The organism is Gordonia aichiensis NBRC 108223, assembly GCF_000332975.1.
Taxonomy (GTDB): Bacteria; Actinomycetota; Actinomycetes; order Mycobacteriales; family Mycobacteriaceae; genus Gordonia; species Gordonia aichiensis.
Genome location: NZ_BANR01000007.1, coordinates 22,810 through 40,350 on the forward strand (window position 1 = coordinate 22,810; position 17,541 = coordinate 40,350).

Genomic DNA, 17,541 nt, shown 5'->3' on the forward strand with positions numbered 1-17,541 from the left:
CGCAAGCCGGTTCAGTTGTCGAGCAGCTCGACGCTGGTCACGCGGTGCAGGGTGAAGTGCTGCTCGTCGTCGGAGCCCTCCTCGGTGCCGACGAGTTGCCCGGCTCCGAGCAGTCGCGGCGTGACGACGTGTCTGCTCGCCGAGCCGTGGGCGTCGACGTAGCCGACGAGCAGCCTACGGTTGGCACGGAGCGCCAATTGGATGAGTGCCGTGGTGGATTCGCCGCCGCCGACGGCGCGCACCGGGGCGGAGTCGGCCTTTCCCGATGCAGAGGGTGTGGCGCGCGTTGCCCTGTCGTGCGAACGCATGCGACTCACCACCGACTGAAGCTGGTCGGAGGTCGGCGTCGAGCGGCGTGGCGTCGGGCGTCGACGCCCTCGGCTCGACGACACCCTGCTGCCGCGCTCACGCAGATCGACCAGTGACCCAGACGAATCCTCGCCCGCGGGAGCGAAACCCGCGTCGCGAAGCCGGTCGATCACGGTCCTGACCTCCGATGGCGAGACCGCAACCGTCGGTGCCAGTGCCCGCAGCGCCAGCTGCTCGGCGGCATCACTGCGCAGTACCGCTGCGAGCATCGTCGGATCCTCGCAGCGAATGAACGACGACGCGATGCCGACCCTGAGTGACCCGTGCTTCCTGGCGACGTCCTCGATGAGGTACGTCAGCGATTGGGGGACCGGGGTCGACGAGTGCGCAGTGAACATCGTGAGCAGCTCGCTGCTGGTCCTTCCGGCGTCGAGGGCGCGTCGAACACTGGATTCCGATACGCGATACACCGAAGCGGCACCGCCGGATTCGAGGTCGGCGACCAACTCGACCTGTTCGCTGAGCTCCGCGGTCATCGGGCCGGGAACCGTCAGCGTCAGGTCGGCCTGGGTGAGGAAGTGGTCGACGGGCTCCGGTAGCGACTTGCGCATGGCGGCCAGCACCTGGGAGTCGGTGGCCTCCGGGTCGGTGTCGGACAACGCGACTCGGCCAACAGAGGTCAGCGACTGGTGGGCGGTCACACCAAGACTCTGTGCCTCGGCAAGGGTTTCGCCGACCACGCGCGGGGAGAGTCGACGGATCCGGTGCGGATGGCGCCACGCAAGCGATGCCGTCACGGTCTCGGTGGAAAACGGTGTGGCGCTGTCGAGTTCGGTCAGCAGGTCGAGGATGAGGTGTCGCTGCACCGGGGCGCCTGCGTCGTAGAGTTCGGAGGACAACACGGGGTACGCGTTGCCGTCTCGGTCGGGTTCACCGACCTGCCACGCCCGGCGCGGCATCGACAACCACGCGTCGAGCAGTGTGGCCCACTGCCTTTCGGGGGCGGAATGCAACCAGGTATCGGCCAAGGACGTCGGCGCGAACGCTTGTTCTCCGCGATCACCCGCCGGCGGGGGATCGGGAAACCCGACGTCGATGAGGCGCGCGTGGCCGAGGATCTCGGCGAGGAACGCGACGCGCTTCTGCTCGAGGCCGGTTGCCTTAGCGAGCCTGCGCAACTCACGCACACCGAGGGCGCCAGAGCGCAGCACCGCCGCAGGCGCACGCTCGAGTACGTCGAGTAGCGCCGTGGTGTGGCGGATCAACTCCAATGCCTCGCCGCCGGCAGCGGCGTCGACGGCTTTGGCGCCGAACCGGAGTGAGGCCTGCTGATCCGCGAGATCGGGTGGAGTGAGTGCGTCTGTGCGCAGCGGTGGTTCGCCGCGGATGATCGCGCCGACCATCGGAGGAAGCTCGACGGTCTGATCATCGACGCGCGCGAGGAGTCCGAGCGCGATCAGCCGGGCAACCGGGCTGTCGGGATCCGCGCCGGGGGCGGCATCTCGGCTGCGTCCGAGGGCCGGCCCGCGCGACAACGTGGTGAGCAGGTCACGCTGTCGATCGTCGACGCCGTCGATGAGTGTCGCGACGTCGTCTGGTGTGCGGCGCGCGAGTGGGCCGGTGAGGTGCAGTGCTTTCCAGGGCAGGGCTGAGGCGAGGTGCGCACCCGCGGTGAGCGAGTCGCGCTCGCCCCACAGCACCGCTCGGCGGCGCAGATCCTCGATGCGTCGGCTGATCTCGGCGGGCTCGGCCCGGTCCGACAGTGCCTTCACCAGTGCATCGGCGTCGACACTCGCGGGCACCCGCGCCACGTCGGGTCCGGACGACAGCGTGATGAACTGTTCGATCGCCGCCATGGTGAGAAGATCGAGATCCTCACCGACGAGTGCGATCGATGCCGCGGCCAGTGCGCGCTGGGCGAGCACAGACGTTCCCTGTGGTGGCGGAGAGGCCAGATCGGGTCGGAGTGACAGCAACTCGCGAAGCTCATCGTCGGTGCGCGCGGCCAGGTCGTCGGCCAGGCCGATCCGCTGGTCGTCCGTGCTCATTCGATCAAGTCTAGTGGTCGTGGGAAAACAGTAGCCTGGTCACGACACCGCGCAGTGCGACAGAGTCAGGCATGGCACAATATCCGCGTGGCTGAGAAGGAAAAGAAGAATCACTACGTCGACAACGGCTGGCCCCGTCATGACGACGGCAGCGTCCCCGACCACGCTGTCTCGGAGTTCGCGGCGGAGATCCCCGGAGCGCTGTCGCCGTTCGGTGACGTCGAGTTCCCGCTGCCGGCCGACAAGGTCAACTACGTCGTACCGAAGACCGTCGTCAACCGCTGACGACGTGGAGTCGGCCTGATGCCCCCGCGGCACGCAAGCGGCTCCGAGGGGTCGTCGAGAGAAGCATCGGCGACACCGCCTCGCCTGTCGCACGTTGACGCGACGGGTACAGCCCGGATGGTCGACGTCGGCGACAAGGACACGACTCGACGACGCGCCGTCGCTGCGGCTACCTTCCACACGACCACCGAGGTCATCGACCTTTTGCGGGATTCCGCGCTGCCTAAAGGTGACGTACTGGCAACCGCGCGGATCGCCGCGATCATGGCCGCGAAACGCACCGACTCCCTGATCCCGCTCTGCCACCAGCTGGCCCTCTCCTCCGTCGACGTCGACTTCACCGTCGCCGACGATCACATCGACATCCTGGCCACGGTCGAGACCGCGGGGAAGACCGGCGTCGAGATGGAGGCGCTGACAGCAGTCGCGATCGCAGGACTCACCCTGCACGACATGACGAAGGCCGTCGATCGACGTGCCAGCACCGGCGATATCCGACTCCTCGAGAAGTCGGGTGGCAGATCCGGGACCTGGAAGCGCGACGACGATCTCTGAGCGTTCGACGTGGCAGAGTCGAGGGCATGGCTGATGTGACACCCACGGCCCGCGTCGTCGTGGCGTCGACGCGCGCAAGCCGCGGTCTCTACCTCGACAAGGGCGGCCCGATCATCGCGGAGTGGCTGCGCACGCGCGGATTCGTCGTCGACGAGGTCGACGTCGTCGCTGACGGCGCACCGGTCGGCGATGCGATCCGCGCCGGCGTGTACGCCTCCGACGATCTCGTGATCACCACCGGTGGAACGGGTCTGAGCCCCTCCGACCGCACCCCCGAGGAGACGCGGGCGTTGCTCGATGTCGAGATCCCGGGGCTTGCCGACGCGATCCGCAGCGCCGGGTTGCCCGCGGTGCCCACCGCCGTGCTCTCACGGGGGACCGCCGGGGTCGCGGGTCGCACGTTGGTCATCAACCTGCCCGGGTCGACCGGGGGCGTCCGCGACGGACTCGAGGTGCTCGACGGTGTACTGGCGCATGCCCTCGACCAGATCCGCGGCGGCGATCATCCCCGGGGCGACGAATGAGTGCGCGTGTCGTGCTGACCTCCCTCGCCACCGAACCCATCGAACTCTCGTCTCACGAACAACTCGTGGCCGACGCGGCGGGCGGTGCCGCGGGTGCCGTCGTCGGTTTCGCGGGTGCCGTGCGCAATCACGACGGGGATCATCCGTCGGCGGTCACGAAGTTGTCCTACTCGTCACACCCGAGCGCGCCCACCGTGCTCGCCGCAGTGGTCGATGAGGTGACGAGGACGGTGGACGGGGTACGCGCGGTGGCCGTCTCGCACAGGGTCGGTGATCTCGATATCGGCGACGTGGCGTTCGCGGTTGCCGTCGCGGCCGACCATCGGGCGCCCGCATTCGAACTGTGCGCCCGGCTCGTCGACGAGGTGAAGGCGCGTCTGCCCGTGTGGAAGCACCAGCTGTTCGCCGACGGCTCGGACGAGTGGGTCGGATCGGCCTGAGGGTGGGCAGCGATGGAAAAGGGCCCCGCACGGCCGTGTGGCGTCGTGCGGGGCCCTTCGTCTCGGGGTCCGGCGGTCACTGCCGCCGGGACTCGGGCGAGATCGCTCAGGGGAGCGGGATCATGCCCTTGTTCTCGTTGTAGATCTTCAGCTGATCCGGGGTGAGCTGGTAGCCGCTGTCCTTGGCTGCCTTCCACAGGTTCTTGACCTCGGGACTGACCTTGGCGCCGTCGAGCGCGCCGTCGACCTGGCTCTTGACGTCGTCGGTGCTCTTGGCCTCGGGGGTCTTCTCCAGCGGGGTCTGCGGCTGCGCCTCGGGCTTCAGATCGGGCTTGGGTGCCTGCAGCGGCTTGGGCGAGTCGGTGGGAGCGGTCCGCGGGGTCGAGCCCGACAGTCCGGTGCCGCACACCGGCCATGCGCCCTTGCCCTGTGTCGCCAGAACGCGCTCTGCGACGGCGATCTGCTGCTCCTTGGAGGCCTGATCGGCGCTCGGTGCATACGCGGTGCCACCGTTGGCGGCCCAGGTGCTCGGGCTGAACTGAAGTCCGCCCTGGTACCCGTTGCCGGTGTTGATGGCCCAGTTACCGCCCGACTCGCACTGTGCGACCTGGTCCCACTCGGAGTCGGAGGCTGCGTGTGCCGAACCGGTGCCGAGCAGTGCTGCTCCGCCGCCGAGCACTGCGCCGGTGAGGGCGACCTTCGCGAAGGTCTTGGTGGTCGTGTTGGTCGTCGACTTGCGATGACGTCCGGCCATGAGTTGTCTTTCCTCTCTCCACGCGCCTACGAAGTCAGCTGTCGGGTTCGAACGAGAGGTTGCTCGGTCCGTGGCCGCCGCGGCGGCCGGTGGACTTAACCCCAAGGGCATCGGTGCCGATGTCCGTTATCTCGCGAGAGATGTTGGGTCCCCCGTCCTCGTTCCTGAGTTTGTTGTTCGTCATTCAATCGGGGGAACGAGGCTTGGCGCGCCCGGTCGAATGTTGTGTTCCTTTGTCTGTCCTGTGATCTCCCTGGAGGAGACTGTTCGTACAGTACGACGTCTTCGCCGTCGAATCACCCTCGTCCGCAACCTGATTTCGGGGCTGCGCGTAGGACTTTGGGCCCGATTTTCCCGTCATCGCTGCTCAACCCGACGATGGTCGGTTCGTGTCCATCCCGTTATCGCCTCGTTATGTGACTAAGGTCACAGGGCGGTGGAGCCGTCAGCCCCCCGCAAACGGGGGGAGAACGTCGATCGTCGTGCAGTCGCCGAGGGGCGCGGCGCGGTCGCACAGGGCGACGGCATCACGCAGATACGAGCAGCGGGCGAGTACCTGAACGAGTTCTGGGTGGGAGGCGGCGAGGGTGTGTTCGAGGTCACCGAGAGTGGCGTCGTTCGGCACGTCGACCACGCTCGTGTCGGTTCCGGCGGCGGCGCGGGCGGCGGCGAAGAACCGGACGGTCAGTGTCATCGCGGCCTCATCCGCCGATCGCCGACATCGGTCGATCAGGCTGGCGAAAGTCGGTGGTGTTCACCGCATGTCCGGCCGCTTTGTGCCACATGTCACCCCGCCAGCGCCGCGCGATCTCGGCGTCGACCTCGGTTCGGGTGAGTCCGCCGCGCAGCGCGGGCATCAGCGACGTCTCGGCGTCGGCGAACAGGCAGTTGCGTAGCGCACCGTCGGCGGTGAGCCGGGTGCGGTCGCAGTCGCCGCAGAACGGGCGCGTCACCGACGCGATCACGCCGACGCGAGCCGCCTGCCCCGACGGGTCGGTGTGCCCGTTGACGAGCCAGGTGGCTGCCGGCGCACCGCCGCGGGGACGTGGGTCGGGTCGCAGCTCAAAGGTGCGGCGCAGCGTCGCGAGGATCTCGTCTGCCGTCACCATCGTGCCGCGGTCCCATCGGTGATCGGCGTCGAGCGGCATCTGCTCGATGATGCGCAGCTGATAGCCCTCGTCGAGGCAGTACTGCAGCAGATCGGGAAGTCGCTCCAGATCGTCGCGGTGCGGGACCACCGCGTTGACCTTGACCGGACTCAATCCGGCGTCGCGGGCCGCCGCGAGGCCGTCGAGGACGTCGGCGAGCCGGTCCCGGCGCGTGATCTGCGCGAAGCGTGTGGGGTCCAGGGTGTCGAGCGAGATGTTGATGCGGTCGAGCCCGGCGTCGGCGAGGGCGCGGGCGCGATGTCGAAGTCCGAGGCCGTTGGTCGTGAGTGCGAGTTCGGGTGCTTCGGCCAGGCTCGCTGCCGCGGCGATGAGTTCCTCCAGATCGCGTCGCAGCAGTGGCTCACCACCGGTGAACCGGATGCGGCGGATACCGAGATCGCGTACGGCGACGGTCAGTACCCGGATGAACTCGTCAGTGGTGAGCAGATCGTCGGACGGCAACCAGTCGAGGCCGTCGGCGGGCATGCAATAGGTGCACCGCAAATTGCAGCGGTCGGTCACCGACACCCGCAGATCGGTGGCGACCCGACCGAAGGTGTCGACCAGCGGCCCCGAGGTCGGTGCGTCGACGCCGTGCGCGGGCCGCGGCGTGGCGGGAAGTCCGAGGTCGACGCTCATGTCGGCCCCGGAGCGGAGTGCAGGCGCGGACGAGCCTCGAGGGCACGGAAGGTGCTGGCGTGGAAAACGAGTGGCTCGACGTCCGGGTCGCAGTCGAGAGCGTCGATCTCCAGTAGCACCACGGTGTGATCACCCGCGGGCACCTCGCTGTGGACGTGGCAGGAGAGCTGGGCAGCCGAGTCGGGGAGGAACACCGCGCCGTCGTCGCCGGTCTGCGGCGTGGTGCCGTCGAATCGGTGCTCGGCGGGGCCGGCGAGTTGTCGGCACAGCGCCGACTGCGTGTGCGAGAACACGCTCACGCCGAGCGCCGGTGCCTCCCGCAATCGGGGCCACGTCGTCGAGGTGTTCTGCACGCAGACCGAGACCAGCGGCGGCTCGAGCGAGACCGTGGTGAACGCCGACGCCGCCATGCCGAGCGGGGCGTCGTCGGTGCCGAGACAACACACCGCCACCACTCCGGTCGGAAAACAGCTGTATGCGCGCTTGAGCGCGCCGGGTTCCGACACCGGTGACAACTCGCGGGACGAGCCACGACCCACGTCACCCGATGCCGTCATCGCACGCGCCGCCCGGAGCGCAATGCGTAGACGAGGCCGAGGAGGAACCCTATGGGAGTGCACATCGCCAGCAGATAGACCCACGTCGGCGCGGTACCGCCGTTGTCGAGGACCGGCATCACGAACAGTGCGATCAGAGCGAGGAGTCCGACGCCGAACACGAACCCCGCGAGCACGAGGAGAGCCGTGGACGATTTCTTCTGCATACCTCAACGGTAGATCACATTCGAGCCCTGTTGCTCCGGACCGAATCTGAGGTGACTGCACAGTGGGCCATTGGCTAGACTATGGACAACCAGGCGCCTTGCTCATCTGATTGTCGTGGGTTGGGCGTCTTTTGCTGTGACAAGACCTGTTGTCGCATGCTGAGGCAAGACCTGTCGTCGCGACAAGACCGTCGTGACGACACCGTGGTGACAAGACCGAGCGAAGATGAGGGTGAGCACAGTGCCGACCGGCAAGGTGAAGTGGTACGACGCGGAGAAGGGCTTCGGCTTCCTTGCTCAGGAGAGCGGGGAGGACGTCTACGTCCGCTCATCCGCGCTGCCCGATGGCGTCGAGGCGCTCAAGCCCGGCCAGCGCGTCGAGTTCGGCATGGCCGCCGGTCGTCGCGGACCGCAGGCGCTGACCGTGACCGTGCTCGAGCCCGCCCCGAGTGTTGCCAAGAACACCCGTGAGGCCGCGCGCAAGGAACAGCAGGCCAAGCGCCACAGTCCCGATGAACTGCACGGAATGGTCGCCGACCTCATCACCCTGCTCGAGGGCAAGGTGCAGCCCGATCTGCGTAAGGGTCGCTACCCCGATCGCAAGACCGCGCAACGTATTTCGGAGGTCGTACGGGCCGTGGCGCGCGAGCTCGACCGCTGACTAACCCGTCGCCGACGGCTCTTGAACCTGCCCGCTCGGCGGGGTCGGATTCTGCGGCGAGGGTTGCTTGACCCGGAAGCCGTCCGGTGTGGTGTTCAGCGACAGCACACCGCGGGCCACCTGATACTGGCCATCGACGACGACGGCGGACAGCGGCTGCACCTCGATGTTCACCAGCACCCGATCGGGTCGTGACGGGAGTTCGACGGTGTAGGTCGACCCGCTCGTCTTGTACTCCGGCGTCGGGTTGGGGTTGACGATCACACCGTTGCGGTCGGCGTAGAGCCGGTAGAGCAACCACGGGTGTTCGGAGATGTCCTCGGATACCGACAGCATGGCGCTCTGCCCGACCGGCAGTGGCACATGCTGGCCGCGCAGCGCCTGGTCCTGGTCGGCCGTGCAGCGCTGCATCAGCACATCGCACCACTCGGTCGGCTTCACCGTGATCAGCTCATCGTCGATCGCGACGTGCAGATAGCCGCGGTCGTCGTGATGATTGCCGGCGACGAGAGCGCCGACCGTCCCGCTGACCACGGCCACGAACACCACCGCGACGATCGCGATGATTGCGACCGCCCTCTTCTCACCACTGTTGAATCGCACGGATCAATGATGGCTTGTCCGGTGACCGCCCGGGTGGACAGGTCCATGTGGCGGTCGGGTCGACTGTGGTCGGGTGGGTGCCTCCGACGGTCCGCGATAGGCGGTTCCGGGTCGTTCACCAGCGCGTTTGGTGGGGTGGGTGAACGGGGTCGTGTCCGCCGCGGCGAAGGACACGGTCGGGGCGGCCTGATCGGGACGATGGCCGCCGAGTCCGGGCACGAGGGTTGAGCCACGCGTGGTCATCACGGTCTGTGCCAGCCCGAGACCCAGCAGCACGGCGACGACCGTGAAGCCGATCCAGAGCTTGGGTGGCAGCAGCACGCCCAGGGCTGCACCGAGCACCCAGCACAACTGTAGGACCGTCTCCGAGCGGCCGAAGGCCGACGCCCGCGAGCGTTCGGGCAGGTCGTCCTGGATCGACGAGTCCAGACACACCTTGCCGATCGCACTGGTGCCCGACGCCACGAAGCCTGCGACCACAGCAAGCAGTACGTTGCCGAAGATCGCGGCGAGAATCGCGACGACGAAGCAGGCCGTTGTCGCCCACACGATCACCTTCGGCGGATTCTTCAGTTCCAGGCGGGTGCCGACACCGTTGCCGATCGCGTTGCCGACTCCCGCGGCCGCGCCGACCGCACCGAGCAAGGCGAGTTGCATCCACCCGCTGTGCGAGCCCTGGGCCTTGGCGTAGAACGCGATGTAGAGCGTCATGAATCCGGTGAGGATGCGGATCGTCCCGTTGCCCCACAGCCCGGCGACCACCGTCCGACCCAGCGGCTGGCGCATCGTCTTGGCGATCTCACGTGCGCCGCGTCGGGCCCGGGAGGTGCGCGGGACGTCGGCCCCGGCAGCGTGCTGCCCGTTGGTTTCGGCAGCCTGCTGCGGCTGGTGGTAGGTGAGGGTCGTCGGGACCTCGCCCTCGGTGACCTCGACCCACGACGGGATGCGCAGGCACAGGTACGCACCGAGCGCCGAGATGATTGCCAGCCACACCATTGCGCCGGGGATGTGGATCGGCAGCGCCTTGGCCAGCACCATCTCGAACAGTGCCGCCACCGCTCCACCGATGATGGTGCCGCCGATCAGACCGAACGTCGTCAGCCGTGAGTTGACCCGTGGGAGGTCGATGCTCGGTGGCACGACCCGCGGGGTTACCGCCGACTTCAGCACCCCGAACGACTTGGACAGCACCAACAGCCCGAGCGCGCACGGGTAGAGCACCCACGGGTCGTACTGCAGTTGCTGGGTCGCCGGATTCCATGCGACGTTGCTGATGATCAGCAGCGCGAGCACGGTCCGCAGGCCGAACGTCGTGGCCATCGCGATCCGTCGACCGTGTTGGAGGCGGTCGAGCATGGGGCCGATGATGGGCGCTATCAGGGCGAACGGGGCGATGGTGAGCGCGAGGTACAGTGCGACATTCGTTTTCGACTCACCGGTCGCCGCCGCGAAGAACAGCGTGTTGGCCAGCGCGACGGCCATCGCGGCATCAACCGCGAAGTTCGCGATCACCGGAAGCGTCAGCGCGGTGAGCCCCGATTTGTCGGCACCGTCGGCCGTCGCGGCCTGATAGATCTTGTCGACGCCGCGTCCGGTCAACTCCCGACCACGCATCGCGGCTACCCGCATCACCGTGATCTTCTTCGGGCCGCGCGGCGACCCTGCGCTCCCGGTGGCATCGGGCATAGCCCGTGTTCCCTCGACGGTCGGCGACTCGTCGAGCGGCGGCAGATGCGGGTTGTGCGTACGGGGAGGGAGGTAGGCGTCACCGACGGTTGCGTGCGCACGTGAACGCGAGCGACCATCGCCTGCGGGATAGTTCGCACTGCCCGGGTGCGCTGCCGGGCGTCGTCGGCTGTACTCGTCGAGGTGCGCGGTCTCGTCGCCGGTCGCCTGTTGCGTCGGGGAGTCGTCGTTCGATCGGCCCCCGTCGGCCCGCCTCCATCGGATCACCTGACCCATTGTCCCCCATCGGTCTGACTATGTGGTGGAACCATCGGTCGTGTGGAGCGTTACAGCGTCTCGAGGTGGGCGGTTGGCCTGGCGCTGCAGCGATATTGCACACTGGAAACGTGATCGCAGTGACCGGAAACCAGCTCTTGCTCGACGCCGTCGAGTCTGCTCGTGCAGCGCTCGAAGCCGACGGGGAGCATCCGGGCGACCACCGCGCCGCCATTCCCGAGGGCGACTGGGCCGTCGCCCACTATTTCGATTCCGACATCCCTGGCTATCAGGGGTGGCAGTGGTGTGTCGTGGTCGCAGGATCCCCGGCCAACGACGATGTGACGATCAGCGAGACCGCGCTCCTTCCCGCCGACGGTGCTCTGCTCGCGCCTGACTGGGTGCCGTGGTCGCAGCGCGTCGAGTCCGGCGACCTCACCCCCGGCGACGTCCTCGCCGCCGAGGACGACGACCCGCGTCTGGTGCCCAACCAGATCGACACCGGCGACGAGTTCGCGACCGACTCCGACGACGTCGCGCAGGTTGCGGGTGAACTCGGACTCGGTCGGCGTCGCGTGCTCAGCCGCGAGGGCCGCGACGACGCCGCACAGCGCTGGTATGACGGCGACTTCGGGCCGGGTTCGGAGATGGCGCAGGCCGCTCCGTTCTCGTGCGCGACCTGTGGCTTCTACATCCCGCTCTCCGGTGCGCTCCGGGCCGCGTTCGGAGCGTGCGCGAACGAACTCTCCGCCGACGGCCGCGTGGTGTCGGCAGAGTATGGCTGCGGCGCGCACTCCGACGTCGAACCGCACCGCGGAGACGGCTCGCCCGCCTACGACGCATTCGACGACGGTGTCCTCGAAATCGTCGGCTCCTGAGAACGGCCGACCCTGACGACTGACCAGCGAGGTCTCGACCCGTTCGACACCGCGGGCCTGCGTGCAGTGACGCTCGATGCCTGGCGCTCGTCGCCGACACGGTTGATCGAGGACAGCAACGCCGAGGACGATCTGGTCACCGTCGGATACCGCGACCGGCTGTTCACCGAACTCGCTGTCAATGGCGCAGATGCAGCCGCGGCGGCCGGTTCGCGTGCACGCGTTGCCGTATGGCTCGACGACCGTCAACTGCACGTCGCGAACACCGGTGCTCCGCTGAGCGTCGACGGCGTGCGTTCGCTGGTGGCGCTGCGGGCGTCGGCGAAATCCGACGACGCCGCAGGCGCGGGCGTGATCGGCCGGTACGGGGTCGGTTTCACGGCAACCGCCACTGTGGCCGAGAGCGTCGAGATCCGTTCGACCAGCGGCGCCATCCGCTTCGACCGTGCTGCCACAGTGGCCGCGGTGCGTGACGCGGGGGTGTCGCACCGGGACGACTCGTCGGTGCCGCTGCTGCGGCTGGCGTGGCCCATCGACACTCCGCCTCCCGACGGCTTCGACACCGATGTCGTCATGGCGTTGACCCCGGACGTCGATGCCGCGGCGTTGCTCGCCGACAGTGCGGAGCAGGCGGCCGATCTGTTGCTGTCACTGGAATCGCTCGACTCGATCCGTGTGGCGGACAGAGAGTTTCGCATCGAGCGCCAGGAAGTCGAGAGCAGCGACGTAGGTCCTGGCAGTACTGTGCGGAGACTGCGGGTTGTCGTCGACGCTGTCGGTGAGCAACGGGTCGACGCGTCGTGGATCGAGGTCACCCACACCGATGGTGTCGTTGTGAACCGTTGGCTCGCACCGGAGGTCGCCGGGACGGTGGTGCGCGAACCGCGGCGCGGCGTGTTGTACGCGCCGACGGCCACCGACATCAAGCTCGGTCTTCCCGCGAGAATCATCACCTCGTTACCGCCGACCCCGGATCGTCGTCACCTGAGCCCTGATGCCGACATCGCTGCCGCGGCAGCGGGATACGCCGATCTCCTGCGGGTTGTCGAACCGTCGGACCGTCTCGGGTTGCTGCCCACCTCGCACCGGATGGCGAGTCTCGACGACGCCCGACTCACCGAGGCGATCCTCGACGAACTCCGCGATGCGTCATGGCTTCCGGCGGCGGACGGGCCCGACCTCGTGCCATCGCGGGCCGTTGTGCTGCCGGGACTGACGGACGAACTCGCGGAGGTACTCGGTGATCTTTTCGCCGATCTGGTGCATCCCGACCTCTCGACGCCGACATCGCTCGCCGCCCTCGAACAGGTCGGGGTGACGTCGATCGGCCTTGCGGCGCTGGCCGATCGGCTCGTCGGTGTCGACCGGCCAGCTGCCTGGTGGCGTCGACTCTACGCGGCACTCATGCCGCTGGTACCGACCTCGCGTGAGGTCGAGGAGCTCTCGGCACTGCCGGTCCCGCGCGCCGACGGACGCATGAACATCGGTGCCCGTGGCCTGTTCGTCGTCGCGGTGCCGCGCGCGTTGAGCTGGATTCGCACCGTCGATCCGGACGCCGACCACCCGCTTCTCGAACGACTTGGTACGCAGCGACTCTCGGTGTCCGATGCGCTCAGAGACGATGCGCTGCTTGCGCTCGTCGACGACACGGCCGACGAACCGTCGTCGGAGCTCCTCGACGAGGTCGTCGAGCTTCTCGCGACGGATCCCGATGCGGCGGTTCCCGACTGGCTATCCCGACTGCCGCTGCCCTCCGGCGGCGAGTGGCGTGCGGCCGACGAACTGCTACTGCCCGACGCCCCGCTGCTGTCGGTGCTCGTCGACGACCATCCCTTCGGCATCGTCGACGACGATCTGGTGGCGCGGGTCGGCGTCGACCTGCTGCGCAGGATAGGTGTCGGCTGGGGGTTCACGATCATCTCCGATGAGTTCCCGACCGGACCCGATCATGATCTCCCCGACGAAGAGACGTGGTGGGACGGGCTCGACGATGTGCCCGAGATACTCACGGCTGTGCGCGATCTCGACCTCGTCGACGATGCCAGGTGGCCGGATGCGCTCACCTTGCTCGCGCAGGACGAGTCGTTGAGACCGGCGCTGGCCGACCGCGACGGCTACACGGCGTGGTGGCTGCGCCATCACGCGCAGGTCGGCGGGCACCGGCTCGGGTGGTACCGCGCGCCGTCGGACACCGTGCTGGCCGGCGTGCGTGACGTCCTCGACCATCCGCATGCCGACGCGCTCGGCGCTGCACTTGGCGGCGGCGAGCCGGAATCGGCCGCCGATGCCGACATCCTGCTGCACAACCTCGCCGACCCTGCCCGCGACATCTCCGCCGGTGTCGCGGCGACCACGTACGCCGCGGTCGTGCGCGCGTGCCGTCGCGGCATCGTCGAACCGATGGATCTCGCTGTGCCCGACCGTGTTCGCGCGGTGTCCGGACGCGCTGTCGACGACGCCGTGGTGATCGACAGGCCGTGGCACGTGCAGGTCGTCGACGTCGACGCGATGGTCGTGTTGCCCTCGGATACCCAGGATCTCGCTGCCGACGCCGCGCTGCTCGCCGACATCCTCGATCTCCCGACCTCGTCAGAGGTACTCGCGACGGAGGTTGCAGACGCGGGGGTGGCGTCGACGGAGGCGGGTACCGAGGCGGTGCTCTTCACCGCGGCGACCGGCCGCACGATCGCAGCGGGGGAAGTCCGTGTGCACGACGACCTGCGCATCGCCGTGACCCGCGACGGCGACGATCAGCACTCAGCGGAGTTCTCGGTCGACTGGTGGATCGACGAGCGCGGCGTCACCCACCTGCAACGTCGGGCGCGATCCGGTCGGCGTCGATCCCGCGGGTGAGGATCGACGCGAGCTGTCGGTAGGCCTGTGCGTCGTCGAGGCCGGTGGCACCGGCGACCTCGCGACGTTGGATGCGGCTCATCATGGTTGCGGCCAGATCGCCGGCGAACGCGGCATTCACGTCGCGGAACTCGCCGCTCGCCACACCGACAGCGATCAGTTCACGGACGCGTCCGGCGGCAGCGGCGGTGTTCTGCTCGTACAGGTCACGTGTCGGGGCGAAGGCGTGGAGGTCTGCCATGAACTGCGCGGACGCGGGAGAGAGTGCGTCTCCGACGGCGATCAGGTATTCGACGACGGCCGCACGCCCGGTCGGAGCGTCGGCAACCCGGGCCTCGACCTGATCGGTCGCGGTCCGGAAGAAGTGGGTGACCGTTTTGGTGACCAGTTGCTCCTTGCTGTCCGCAAGCGTGTAGAGCGTGGAGCGTGAGCACCGCAGGCGCGCTGCGAGATCGGCGATCTGCAGGTGGGCGAAGCCCTCGGCGAGCATGAGCGCGAGCAGTCCGTCGAACAGCTGTGTTCGACGCTGCGTGGCGAGCTGCGCCCGTGTCATCCGGCACCTCCTGTATCGCGGGGGAGAAGGGATTGCGTTCGGGGACGAGTAGTACTAAGAACAGTACCTGAGTACTGTTCAGGTATCAGCCCATGCCGACCTCGGAGGACCCATGCCCGTCGACCGACTCCTGCCCACTGACGAGGCGCGTGATCTCATCGCGTTGACCAGGGATTTCGCCGACAAACGGTTTCTGCCCATCGTCGACGAGTACGAGACGGCCGAGCGGTATCCCGACGGCCTGTTCGCCGAGATGGGTGAGGCGGGCTTGCTCGGACTGCCCTATCCCGAGGAGTGGGGCGGCGGTGGCCAGCCGTACGAGGTCTACCTCCAGGTTCTCGAAGAACTCGGTGCGCGCTGGGCGGCGGTCGCGGTCGCGACGAGTGTTCACGGGCTCGCCTGCCACCCGCTGTTCACCTTCGGGACCGACGAGCAGAAGCAGCAGTGGCTCCCGGATCTACTGGAGGGCAAGCTCATCGGCGCCTACAGCCTTTCCGAGCCGCAGGCCGGCTCCGATGCAGCGGCACTGAACTGCAAAGCGTCGTCGACCGACGGCGGCTACACCGTCACCGGGCCCAAGGCGTGGATCACCCACGGTGGCATCGCCGACGTCTACAACCTCTTCGCGCGCACCGGCGAAGGGTCCAAGGGCATCTCGTGCTTCCTCGTCCCCCGCGACACCGCGGGGCTCGAGTTCGGCAAGCCCGAAGAGAAGATGGGACTGGCGGCCGTACCGACCACATCGGCCACCTACGACGACGCGTTCGTCGACGAGGGGCGTCGACTCGGCGCCGAGGGGCAGGGGCTTCAGATCGCCTTCTCCGCACTCGATTCGGGACGGCTGGGCATCGCTGCGGTGGCGACCGGACTCGCGCAGGCGGCGCTCGACGCGGCCGTCGACTATGCACAGGAACGAACGACGTTCGGCCGCAGGATCATCGACCATCAGGGGCTCGGCTTCCTGCTCGCCGACATGGCCGCGGCCGTCGATTCGGCCCGGGCCACCTACCTCGACGCCGCGCGCCGCCGGGATGCGGGGCAGCAGTACTCCCGGGCCGCCGCAACGGCCAAGCTCGTCGCCACGGACGCGGCGATGAAGGTGACCACCGACGCCGTCCAGGTCTTCGGTGGTTACGGCTACACGCGTGATTTCCGCGTCGAGCGGTTCATGCGCGAGGCCAAGATCACCCAGATCTTCGAGGGCACCAACCAGATTCAACGCCTGGTGATCAGCCGCGCACTCGCGGCGCCCGCTCGCTGAGTTCAACACGCCACACATTCACGGCTGAAACACCCCCGGCGTCGGTAGTGTGGCCAGGATGATCGTGCAGATCACCGACGTCGACCAGCACATCACCGAATGGGTGGTCGACCACCGCGTCGAACCGCTGACGACGATCGCGCACGTCGTCACGGTGCTGGGCAACACCGTCACCCTGTGGTTGGTCGCGACCGTCGTGGTGGTCGTACTCGCTGTGCGCAGGCACGTCACCGAGGCCGTCTACGTCGCGGTGGGCGGGCTGACCGGATCGCTGCTGATGGTGAGCCTCAAGCACATCGTGGCGCGGGCTCGTCCGCCGCGCGACGACCGTCTGCTGCACATCGAGAGCTACTCATTCCCGTCCGGGCACTCGATGATGACGATGGTCGTCTACGGGCTGCTCGCGGTAGCGGCGTACCGGCTGATCCCGTGGGTGCGCGCTCACCCCTGGTCGATGGCACTCGCTCCGGTGATCTCGATCCTGGTCGGCCTCACACGCATCTACCTCGGGGTGCACTGGACCACCGACGTCCTCGCCGGTTGGCTGATCGGCGCGGCCTGGGTGGGCATCTGCACGTGGGTGCTGAAGCTGTGGTTGTCCAGGGCGTAGCCGCCGACTGTGCGCCCTATGCCGCCGACTGTGCGCCTACAGCGCGTCCAGGTATCGCGGTAGCCGGCTTGCGACGACCAGCGACGGCAGGGCGAACCGCAACTGCGCGTCGATGTAGCTCTCGAGGTCGAACTCGGGGCCGAAATGCCAGTGCTTGAGCGCCCATCCATGTGCCAGCATCATCAGATCGAAGACGGCGAGGTCGGGGTCGACGGCGTTCATCACGCCCGCATCGACCCCGGCGGTGATCGCCTCGCGCATCGGCGCAGACGTCTCCACCTCCAACTGCTTGATGCGGTCACGCCCCTGCGCGTCGAGGGTTCGGCTCTCCCGGTACGTCAGCACGACGGCATCGCGATTGTCGTCGACGATCCGCGTGTACTGCCGGAAGCCCGCGATGAGCTGCTCGACGGGGTCGTCGCCCACGAGGTCCATCGCGGGCTGCAACTGATCGCGGAACTTCTCCAGGATGTCGACGATCGCGGCGAGCAGGATGTCTTCCTTGGAGCCGAAGTACTTGTAGAACAGGCCGACGCTGACCTGGGCTTCGTCGGCCAGCGCCTGCATCGACATCTGGTGGAAGCCTGTGCGTTCCATCACCGCGACCGCGGCGTCGAGGAGCTGACGCTTGCGCGAGGAGACCCGGACCGCACGCACGGCGTCCTCGACAGCCAGATCCGACGTCGAGCGTACCGTTGCCGATTTCGCCACGAGCC

At 67.9% G+C, this 17,541-nt stretch carries 19 protein-coding genes and 1 riboswitch; of the genes, 9 read left to right on the plus strand and 10 right to left on the minus strand.

The window, feature by feature from the left end; translation table 11 throughout:
• Positions 1 to 11: 11 nt before the first annotated feature.
• A complete protein-coding gene (locus tag GOACH_RS10310; protein ID WP_005174252.1) occupies positions 12 to 2,357 on the minus strand; it encodes a helicase-associated domain-containing protein in 2,346 nt (781 codons plus the stop codon).
• An 81-nt stretch (positions 2,358 to 2,438) separates the two neighbouring features.
• Between GOACH_RS10310 and GOACH_RS10315 the strand changes: the two genes are divergently transcribed.
• The 4 genes from GOACH_RS10315 to GOACH_RS10330 are packed head-to-tail and all read left to right on the plus strand — an operon-like array spanning position 2,439 to position 4,161.
• Positions 2,439 to 2,642 carry a hypothetical protein gene (locus GOACH_RS10315; RefSeq protein WP_245551877.1) on the plus strand — a complete coding sequence of 68 codons (204 nt, stop codon included), beginning with the start codon at positions 2,439 to 2,441 and terminating at the stop codon, positions 2,640 to 2,642.
• An 18-nt stretch (positions 2,643 to 2,660) separates the two neighbouring features.
• Positions 2,661 to 3,197 (plus strand): cyclic pyranopterin monophosphate synthase MoaC, encoded by a 537-nt coding sequence (gene moaC, locus GOACH_RS10320; protein ID WP_005174255.1) that lies wholly within the window; start codon positions 2,661 to 2,663, stop codon positions 3,195 to 3,197.
• A 26-nt stretch (positions 3,198 to 3,223) separates the two neighbouring features.
• Positions 3,224 to 3,721: a MogA/MoaB family molybdenum cofactor biosynthesis protein gene (locus GOACH_RS10325; protein ID WP_005174256.1), complete on the plus strand. Its 498-nt coding sequence runs from the start codon at positions 3,224 to 3,226 to the stop codon at positions 3,719 to 3,721.
• A complete protein-coding gene (locus tag GOACH_RS10330; protein WP_005174259.1) occupies positions 3,718 to 4,161 on the plus strand; it encodes a molybdenum cofactor biosynthesis protein MoaE in 444 nt (147 codons plus the stop codon). The genes GOACH_RS10325 and GOACH_RS10330 overlap by 4 nt, the downstream gene beginning before the upstream one ends.
• 106 nt (positions 4,162 to 4,267) lie before the next feature.
• On the opposite strand, the gene GOACH_RS10335 is transcribed toward GOACH_RS10330, so the two are convergent.
• The 5 genes from GOACH_RS10335 to GOACH_RS10355 all read right to left on the minus strand — a co-directional run bounded on the left by GOACH_RS10335 (position 4,268) and on the right by GOACH_RS10355 (position 7,465).
• Positions 4,268 to 4,915, minus strand: coding sequence for a transglycosylase family protein (locus tag GOACH_RS10335; RefSeq protein ID WP_005174260.1), 648 nt, complete (start codon positions 4,913 to 4,915; stop codon positions 4,268 to 4,270).
• 7 nt (positions 4,916 to 4,922) lie between these two features.
• Positions 4,923 to 5,101: riboswitch (cyclic di-AMP (ydaO/yuaA leader) on the minus strand.
• Between the two features lie 259 nt (positions 5,102 to 5,360).
• On the minus strand, positions 5,361 to 5,609 hold the full coding sequence (locus GOACH_RS10340; RefSeq protein ID WP_005174261.1) for a MoaD/ThiS family protein: 249 nt from the start codon (positions 5,607 to 5,609) through the stop codon (positions 5,361 to 5,363).
• 7 nt (positions 5,610 to 5,616) lie between these two features.
• Positions 5,617 to 6,702, minus strand: coding sequence for a GTP 3',8-cyclase MoaA (moaA, locus tag GOACH_RS10345; protein ID WP_005174262.1), 1,086 nt, complete (start codon positions 6,700 to 6,702; stop codon positions 5,617 to 5,619).
• Entirely contained in the window at positions 6,699 to 7,259 is a 561-nt protein-coding gene (locus GOACH_RS10350; RefSeq protein WP_005174263.1) for a flavin reductase family protein, read from the minus strand. The genes moaA and GOACH_RS10350 overlap by 4 nt, the downstream gene beginning before the upstream one ends.
• Positions 7,256 to 7,465, minus strand: a complete 210-nt coding sequence (locus GOACH_RS10355) for a hypothetical protein (RefSeq protein ID WP_005174265.1) — start codon at positions 7,463 to 7,465, stop codon at positions 7,256 to 7,258. The genes GOACH_RS10350 and GOACH_RS10355 overlap by 4 nt, the downstream gene beginning before the upstream one ends.
• 241 nt (positions 7,466 to 7,706) lie before the next feature.
• Between GOACH_RS10355 and GOACH_RS24490 the strand changes: the two genes are divergently transcribed.
• On the plus strand, positions 7,707 to 8,126 hold the full coding sequence (locus GOACH_RS24490) for a cold-shock protein (protein WP_005174266.1): 420 nt from the start codon (positions 7,707 to 7,709) through the stop codon (positions 8,124 to 8,126).
• Here the strand turns inward: GOACH_RS24490 and GOACH_RS10365 are convergent, their stop codons facing one another.
• Positions 8,127 to 8,729 (minus strand): DUF2771 family protein, encoded by a 603-nt coding sequence (locus tag GOACH_RS10365; RefSeq protein ID WP_005174268.1) that lies wholly within the window; start codon positions 8,727 to 8,729, stop codon positions 8,127 to 8,129. It lies immediately after the preceding gene.
• A 3-nt stretch (positions 8,730 to 8,732) separates the two neighbouring features.
• Complete coding sequence (locus GOACH_RS10370) at positions 8,733 to 10,691, minus strand: MFS transporter (protein ID WP_005174270.1); 1,959 nt, start codon at positions 10,689 to 10,691, stop codon at positions 8,733 to 8,735.
• A 65-nt stretch (positions 10,692 to 10,756) separates the two neighbouring features.
• On the opposite strand from GOACH_RS10370, the gene GOACH_RS10375 reads away from it, so the two are divergent.
• Both GOACH_RS10375 and GOACH_RS10380 read left to right on the plus strand, forming a co-directional pair.
• Positions 10,757 to 11,548: a DUF3027 domain-containing protein gene (locus GOACH_RS10375; RefSeq protein WP_373279084.1), complete on the plus strand. Its 792-nt coding sequence runs from the start codon at positions 10,757 to 10,759 to the stop codon at positions 11,546 to 11,548.
• A 66-nt stretch (positions 11,549 to 11,614) separates the two neighbouring features.
• Complete coding sequence (locus GOACH_RS10380) at positions 11,615 to 14,401, plus strand: sacsin N-terminal ATP-binding-like domain-containing protein (protein WP_005174273.1); 2,787 nt, start codon at positions 11,615 to 11,617, stop codon at positions 14,399 to 14,401.
• Here the strand turns inward: GOACH_RS10380 and GOACH_RS10385 are convergent.
• The gene (locus GOACH_RS10385) at positions 14,349 to 14,954 is read right to left on the minus strand and encodes a TetR/AcrR family transcriptional regulator (protein ID WP_005174275.1); all 606 of its coding nucleotides are present in this window, start codon (positions 14,952 to 14,954) and stop codon (positions 14,349 to 14,351) included. The two genes, GOACH_RS10380 and GOACH_RS10385, sit on opposite strands and share 53 nt — an antisense overlap.
• 112 nt (positions 14,955 to 15,066) lie before the next feature.
• On the opposite strand from GOACH_RS10385, the gene GOACH_RS10390 reads away from it, so the two are divergent.
• Positions 15,067 to 16,215, plus strand: coding sequence for an acyl-CoA dehydrogenase family protein (locus GOACH_RS10390; protein WP_005174277.1), 1,149 nt, complete (start codon positions 15,067 to 15,069; stop codon positions 16,213 to 16,215).
• 58 nt (positions 16,216 to 16,273) lie between these two features.
• Entirely contained in the window at positions 16,274 to 16,825 is a 552-nt protein-coding gene (locus tag GOACH_RS10395) for a phosphatase PAP2 family protein (RefSeq protein WP_040518337.1), read from the plus strand.
• Between the two features lie 36 nt (positions 16,826 to 16,861).
• Here the strand turns inward: GOACH_RS10395 and GOACH_RS10400 are convergent, their stop codons facing one another.
• A complete protein-coding gene (locus tag GOACH_RS10400; protein ID WP_005174280.1) occupies positions 16,862 to 17,536 on the minus strand; it encodes a TetR/AcrR family transcriptional regulator in 675 nt (224 codons plus the stop codon).
• Positions 17,537 to 17,541: the final 5 nt, after the last annotated feature.

Bases quoted from the DNA above. Each gene is read 5' to 3' on its own strand.
- GOACH_RS10385 (WP_005174275.1), bottom strand. From the start codon at position 14,954: ATGACACGGGCGCAGCTCGCCACGCAGCGTCGAACACAGCTGTTCGAC.
- GOACH_RS10355 (WP_005174265.1), bottom strand. From the start codon at position 7,465: ATGCAGAAGAAATCGTCCACGGCTCTCCTCGTGCTCGCGGGGTTCGTG.
- GOACH_RS10335 (WP_005174260.1), bottom strand. From the start codon at position 4,915: ATGGCCGGACGTCATCGCAAGTCGACGACCAACACGACCACCAAGACC.
- GOACH_RS10350 (WP_005174263.1), bottom strand. From the start codon at position 7,259: ATGACGGCATCGGGTGACGTGGGTCGTGGCTCGTCCCGCGAGTTGTCA.
- GOACH_RS10370 (WP_005174270.1), bottom strand. From the start codon at position 10,691: ATGGGTCAGGTGATCCGATGGAGGCGGGCCGACGGGGGCCGATCGAAC.
- GOACH_RS10330 (WP_005174259.1), top strand. From the start codon at position 3,718: ATGAGTGCGCGTGTCGTGCTGACCTCCCTCGCCACCGAACCCATCGAA.
- GOACH_RS10325 (WP_005174256.1), top strand. From the start codon at position 3,224: ATGGCTGATGTGACACCCACGGCCCGCGTCGTCGTGGCGTCGACGCGC.
- moaA (WP_005174262.1), bottom strand. From the start codon at position 6,702: ATGAGCGTCGACCTCGGACTTCCCGCCACGCCGCGGCCCGCGCACGGC.
- GOACH_RS10395 (WP_040518337.1), top strand. From the start codon at position 16,274: ATGATCGTGCAGATCACCGACGTCGACCAGCACATCACCGAATGGGTG.
- GOACH_RS10310 (WP_005174252.1), bottom strand. From the start codon at position 2,357: ATGAGCACGGACGACCAGCGGATCGGCCTGGCCGACGACCTGGCCGCG.
- moaC (WP_005174255.1), top strand. From the start codon at position 2,661: ATGCCCCCGCGGCACGCAAGCGGCTCCGAGGGGTCGTCGAGAGAAGCA.
- GOACH_RS10390 (WP_005174277.1), top strand. From the start codon at position 15,067: ATGCCCGTCGACCGACTCCTGCCCACTGACGAGGCGCGTGATCTCATC.
- GOACH_RS10340 (WP_005174261.1), bottom strand. From the start codon at position 5,609: ATGACACTGACCGTCCGGTTCTTCGCCGCCGCCCGCGCCGCCGCCGGA.